Source organism: Pseudomonas sp. 1152_12 (assembly GCF_052850675.1).
The window spans coordinates 70,676-77,232 of record NZ_VXCW01000018.1; the positions used below are offsets into that span (position 1 = coordinate 70,676).

General features: G+C 58.3%; 4 protein-coding genes. All 4 read right to left on the minus strand.

Features of this window, described 5'->3' with window-relative positions; translation table 11 throughout:
* Positions 1-79: 79 nt before the first annotated feature.
* Positions 80-1,858 carry an acyl-CoA dehydrogenase C-terminal domain-containing protein gene (locus FW764_RS25650; RefSeq protein WP_446436321.1) on the minus strand — a complete coding sequence of 593 codons (1,779 nt, stop codon included), beginning with the start codon at positions 1,856-1,858 and terminating at the stop codon, positions 80-82.
* 152 nt (positions 1,859-2,010) lie between these two features.
* On the minus strand, positions 2,011-3,780 hold the full coding sequence (locus FW764_RS25655) for an acyl-CoA dehydrogenase C-terminal domain-containing protein (protein ID WP_446436322.1): 1,770 nt from the start codon (positions 3,778-3,780) through the stop codon (positions 2,011-2,013).
* Positions 3,781-3,870: 90 nt separating this feature from the next.
* Positions 3,871-5,160: a diguanylate cyclase gene (locus tag FW764_RS25660; protein ID WP_446436323.1), complete on the minus strand. Its 1,290-nt coding sequence runs from the start codon at positions 5,158-5,160 to the stop codon at positions 3,871-3,873.
* 314 nt (positions 5,161-5,474) lie between these two features.
* Positions 5,475-6,557 (minus strand): YncE family protein (locus tag FW764_RS25665; RefSeq protein ID WP_446436324.1); only part of this gene is annotated, 1,083 nt, incomplete at its 5' end.

A 6,557-nucleotide genomic window follows, 5' to 3' on the forward strand; every position in this document is an offset into this window, starting at 1 on the left:
TATCCGTGGATCCAATTTGGCGATAGAGGACGAATAGCAGCACGTCATGTAAGAGAATGCTTACACGCCCTGAAAGCCCTTAGAACAGTGCTTCATCCAGCAAAAACAGCGATTCGCTACCGGCTTTTACCGACGCACTCAGCGAATGAATACGCGGCAACAAGCGGGCAAAGTAGAAACGCGCGGTGCCCAGTTTGCTGGCATAGAAGTCTTCCTCAGCCTCTTTGCCCCACGCTGCCTTGGCCATACGTGCCCACATATAGGCATAAGCCATGTAGCCAAAAGCGTGCAGGTACTCCACCGAGGCCGCGCCGATTTCATTCGGGTTAGCCTTGGCGCGGTCCAGCACCCACGCGGTCAACTCATCCAGGGCGTCCACCGCCGCGCTGAGCGGACGGGTGAATTCACCCAGTTCGGCGCCCGCCGTAGCGATGAATTGGCGGATCTCGTCGGCGAACAACGTGTAGAACGCGCCGCCGCTGCCGACGATCTTGCGCCCCATCAAGTCCAACGCCTGGATGCCGTTGGTGCCTTCATAGATCTGGGTGATGCGCACATCCCGAACAAGCTGTTCCTGGCCCCACTCGCGAATATAGCCGTGGCCGCCAAATACTTGCTGGCCAAGCACGGTGGTTTCCAGGCCCAGGTCGCTGAGGAAGGCCTTGGCAACTGGCGTCAACAGCGCTACCAGGCTGTCGGCACGCTCACGCGTCGCAGCGTCTTCGCTGAACTTGGCGATGTCCAACTGCGTCGCCACGTAAGTGGAGAATGCGCGACCACCTTCGTTGGAAGCCTTCATGGTCAGCAACATGCGGCGCACGTCCGGGTGCACGATAATCGGGTCGGCCACTTTGTCCTTGGCCTGGGCGCCAGTCGGCGAACGACTTTGCAGACGGTCGCGCGCGTATTCAATCGCGTTCTGGTAGGAACGCTCACCCGACGCCAAACCCTGGATGCCGACACCCAGACGCTCGTAGTTCATCATGGTGAACATTGCCGCCAAGCCACGGTTCGGCTCGCCCACCAGGTAACCCACGGCCTCGTCGAAGTTCATCACGCAGGTCGCGGAGGCTTGAATGCCCATCTTGTGTTCGATAGAGCCACAGCTCACCGGGTTACGCGCGCCCAAGCTACCGTCGGCATTGACCATGAACTTCGGCACCAGGAACAACGAGATGCCCTTCGGCCCGGCTGGCGCATCCGGCAACTTGGCCAGCACCAGGTGGATGATGTTTTCGGTGAGATCGTGTTCGCCACCGGTGATAAAAATCTTGGTGCCGCTGACCTTATAAGAGCCGTCCGCCTGAGGCTCGGCCTTGGTGCGGATAATCCCCAGGTCAGTACCGGCGTGCGCCTCGGTCAGGCACATGGAGCCGGCCCACTCGCCGGAATACATCTTCGGCAGGTAGGTCGCTTTGAGTTCCTCGCTGGCGTGGGTGTTGATCGACACACAAGCGCCAGACGTCAGCATCGGGTACAAGCCGAACGCCAGGCTCGAGGAGTTGATCATCTCCTCAACCTGGGCCGAGACCGCCTTAGGCATGCCCATGCCGCCGAAAATCGGATCACCGCCTACGCCCACCCAACCGCCCTCAGCGTAGGTTTTGTAGGCCTGAGGGAAACCCTCCGGCGTGCTGACCACAGTGTCCGCCCAGCGGCAGCCTTGCTCATCGCCGTTACGGCTGAGGGGCGCGATGGATTTGGCGGTGACTTTGCCAGCTTCCTCAAGGATCGCCTCGACGGTTTCGGCATCCACGGTGTCTGCCAATGCCGGCAATTGGGCCCAAGTCGTGGCGACCTCAAAAACTTCGTTGAGGACGAAGCGCATATCACGCAGCGGCGCTTTGTAATCAGCCATGGCAAACCTCGTGAGAACGTGAAAAGTGATTCGATAGGATCGGTTTTACAAGCTCCGAGTGTACCCGAAGAATTTTTCAGACACATAGGGTCAATTCATGACCATCAGGTATTTTCAAGTCACGCATGGAGCTTGTGCGGGAGAATCAGCCCCTACAGTGCGAACATCTGAGCAGGTAAGGTCATCAGGCATTCGCTGCCCGCCTCCACTGCTGCCCGATGGGTCGCCGTACGCGGCAGCAAGCGCTTGAAGTAAAACTCGCAGGTGGCCAGTTTGGCTTTGGCAAACTCAGCATCGTCTTGTGCCTGAGCCGCGATCACCATACGCAACCACAGGTAGGCGAGGATGATGTAACCGCTGTACATCAAGTAATCCACAGCGGCTGCGCCCACTTCATCCGGGTTTTTCATCGCGGCCATGCCGACTTTCACGGTCAACTCGCCCCACTGCTGATTCAGTTGGTTGAGCTGTCCCACGTAGGCCTTAAGCTGCGGATGCTCGGCGTTGGCTGCGCAGAACGTATGCACAATCTTGGTGAAACCGCGCAACAGTTTGCCTTGGCTGCCCAACACCTTGCGCCCCAGCAGGTCGAGGGCCTGGATACCGTTGGTGCCTTCATAGATCGGCGCAATCCGGGCATCGCGGGCCAATTGCTCCATGCCCCATTCGCGAATGTAGCCGTGGCCGCCGAACACCTGCATACCGTGGTTGGTCACTTCCAGCCCGGTATCGGTCATAAAGGCTTTGCAGATGGGGGTGAGGAACGCCAACAGGTCTTCAGCTTCCTGGCGCTGGCTGGCATCGCTGCTCAGTTGCGCGGTGTCGAGCAATTGCGCGGTGAAATAGGTCAGCGCGCGATTGCCCTCGTTGAAGGCTTTCATGGTCAGCAACATACGGCGCACGTCGGGGTGCACGATGATGGGGTCGGCGGCTTTGTTCGGGGCCTTGGCGCCGGTCAGCGAGCGCATTTGCAGGCGGTCGTTGGCGTATTTGATTGCGCCCTGGAAACTCGCCTCACCATTGCACAGGCCTTGCATGCCCGTACCCAAACGCGCGTGGTTCATCATGGTGAACATGCAGTTGAGGCCTTTATTCGCCTCGCCAATCAGGAAGCCTGTGGCACCGTCGAAATTCAGCACGCACGTGGCCGACGCCTTAATGCCCATCTTGTGCTCGATGGAACCGCAGTGCACCGCATTGCGCTCAGCCGAATCGGCATGGAACTTGGGCACGATAAACAAGGAGATACCTTTGGTGCCCGCCGGTGCGTCCGGCAGCTTGGCCAGCACCAAGTGGATGATATTGGCACTCATATCGTGCTCGCCGGCGGAGATGAAGATCTTGCTGCCGGTGATTGCATAACTGCCATCCGCCTGAGGCACAGCGCGGGTCTTGATCAGCCCCAGGTCGGTACCGCAGTGGGCTTCAGTCAGGCACATGGTGCCGGTCCACTCGCCAGCGGTGAGTTTGCTGAGGAATGTTGCCTTCTGCTCTTCGGTGCCATGGGCATGGATCGCCGACATCGCGCCGTGGGTCAGCCCTGGGTACATACCCCAGGAGGTGTTGCTGGAGCCGATCATCTCGCTCAGCACCAGGCCCAGCGACTGCGGCAAGCCCTGGCCACCGTAGGCCGGGTCCGCCGCCACGCCGTGCCAGCCGCCGTCGACGTACTGGGCGAAGGCTTCCTTGAAACCCTTGGGCGTGGTCACTACGCCGTTGTCGAAATGGCAGCCTTCTTCATCGCCGCTGCGGTTGAGCGGGGCGAGCACGTTCTCGCAGAACTTGGCGCCTTCTTCGAGGATCGCACTGACCATGTCCGGGCTGGCGTCCGTCGCACCCAGGGCCGCGTAGTGGCCGTGAAAATCAAACACGTTGTCGATCAGAAAGCGCATGTCGCGCAGGGGAGCTTTGTACTCAGGCATGGCGATGTCTCCGGCAGCAGATGGTTTCAAGCTACTGCCGGCCACGCCCGCAAACAATCACTGTAGAACCGCTGAATACACCGCCATCACTTAACCGGCAGCACGCTCCATGCGCACGGCGCCACGCCGGGTTTGCCCGGCCGCCACCACACAGTTACGCCCGGCGCCCTTGGCCGCGTACAGCGCCTGGTCGGCGGACTTGAGCACTTCTTCCGGTGTGCGTTGTTCGGCCTGGCGCTCGGCCACACCGATGCTGACGGTCACCGACACACTCGACGCGCCGCTGCCCGCACGTCGTTGACGACCCTGTTGATCGTCATTTGGGCGGTCCGGGTTGCGCAGCTTGATGTCGTAGTTGGCGATGATCTCGCGAATCTCCTCCAGGTGCGGCATGCATTCATCCAGCGTCTTGCCTGCAAAGACCACGGCGAACTCTTCACCGCCGTAGCGGTAAGCGCGCCCGCCGCCGTTGACCTTGGACAGCTTACTGGCCACCAGACGCAATACCTGGTCGCCGACGTCATGCCCGTGGGTGTCGTTAAAGCGTTTGAAGTGGTCGACATCACTCATCGCCAGCACATAGTTACGCCCAAGGCGCTGCATCCGCTCGTTAAGGGCGCGGCGGCCCGGCAAACCGGTGAGCTCATCGCGAAAGGCCATTTGATACGCCTCATGCGCCACGCCAGCCGCGATCATCAGCATCACCTGGCTGCACATGATGTTCAGGGTGAACGGCAGGATGAAGGTTTGCGGCAACATCCAGAACAGCCCCAGCAGCCCAACCAATTGCGCGGCATGCAGAGGCCGCGGCTGGTGCCAGTACTGCGCCGCCAGGGTGACAAACCCAATCAGGAACATCGGGTACGAGAGCTGGATCAGGCTCATCCATCGGCCATGCAAGGCTGGCCAGCGGATCTCCGCCAGCCAAGTCAACAACGCCTGCGGGAAACTCTGCTCAAACGCCAGCGCCAAGCTGCCTACCGCGAAAAGCACGGCGCAGCGGGCCACAAAGTCGCGGAACAGGTGGGTTTTCTCCTGCCACAGCGCATAAATGCTAAACAGCAACGGCAATAACAGGCAACACAGATGGAAGACCACCGCCGCATCTTCTCGAACACGTCCGTTGTCACGGTAGTAATCGGTCTGGGTGTCCAACAGGAAGTAAACGACGTACACCGTGATCATCAGGAACAGCTCACGCTGGCGCCGATACACCGCGCAATACGAACCACCGAGCAACAACACCAAGGTCGGCAGTACGTTGAACAGCGAGGTGAAGAACACATTGAGGTCCTTCAGATACGCAGCCGAAAGTCCCGCCATTAATAACAGCAGTGACGGTAGGAAATGACTGAAACGTACAGCAGACGCGCGCGACAAGGGTAAAGCTCCGACCCGCTCAAAAAGATGGCACAGCGCCTTCACTGCTCACAGTTAAGCACACTCAATGTGACCTGTATCACATTGCCATCACTGTAACGGCCGACCAGCCTAATCCCTGAGTGTCACGCTGTGGTTTTTTATCACGCATTGGAACAGGGAAAGGCCCACGCAATGCAACAGCCACTGCTCACCGTCAGTTCTGACCAGTAGCCGCTGCAGGCTTAGCCTGAGTCCGCATAAAAAAGGGATAGCCTAGGGTTAGGCTGTCCCATCACACATTCCGAGTGTGGTTATGAGGCGACAAAAACACCTCAAGTCTTATAGAACGATACTTTCCCCGTTCCATGATTGACTATCAGAGCGATTTCACCATCAGGTGTGAAGGCGATACCTGCAATGTTGTCGAAGCCGGCGTAGCGACGAATAACTTGTTCCGTTTCAGTATTGATGATGTAAAGCGAATCACGATTACCTGGCGTCCCGCCTGGGCCCACTGCGCCAACATAGCATTCTGAAGCCTTCGGCTTCATCGTCGCGCCCCAAGAGTAAGTGAAGCCGGACAGTCTCTTGGTAACAGCATTCGTTTGGGTATCAATAATCGCGAGTGAAGCATTGCCGGTCACGTAGACACGAGGATACGGTTTATTGCTGGGGTTGAAGGCTATGCCTTCGGATTGGGTAAACTGGGTGTAGCCTGAAACTTTCGCCAAGCCCCCGCCGAGCCCGTTCGCGTTTGTGACCATGGTCTCCTTACTGGTGGAGATGAATACCTGTGTTTTGTCTGGGTTGAGCGCTACACCCTCCGGCATCGGTGGCGTGGTGATACGGTTCAGAACCGCACCCGTTTTCGTATCATGGACCGCTACGAACCCACCGAAGGTACACGCCACAAACAGGCGCGACTCATCCGCATTGAGTGCCATCCATGCAGTCCTTTCGCCGCCCGCAGGCGTCATCGTCATAATTAACCTGAGCGTTGCGGTGTCGATGACTGCAATTGTTCCAGCCCTGAAACTGCTCACATACAGTCGTGAGTTATCTGCGTTCAATAACATCTGGAACGCCGACGGTGTTCCATAAATGGTATCCACAACCTTGCGGGAGTTGATATCGATAACTGAAACTGTATGGTCAAGTGAATTACCTACATAAGCCAGTAACCCGTCATTGGTGATCGTGAGAGCGTGTGCGTGTAGCCCCACCGCGACAGTGGCGAACACACCTGGATTTATTGGTATAGTCGCCTGAAACGTCAGTACCTGAACCTCTGACTGCACGGTCGTTCCCCCCACCGTCACCCAGTAACTTAGCTTGATCCGTTGCCCCGCGCTCTGGCTGATAATGTGCGCGCTGATGGCGAAGGCGACAACCCCATTGCTCTCCCCCATCCGTAT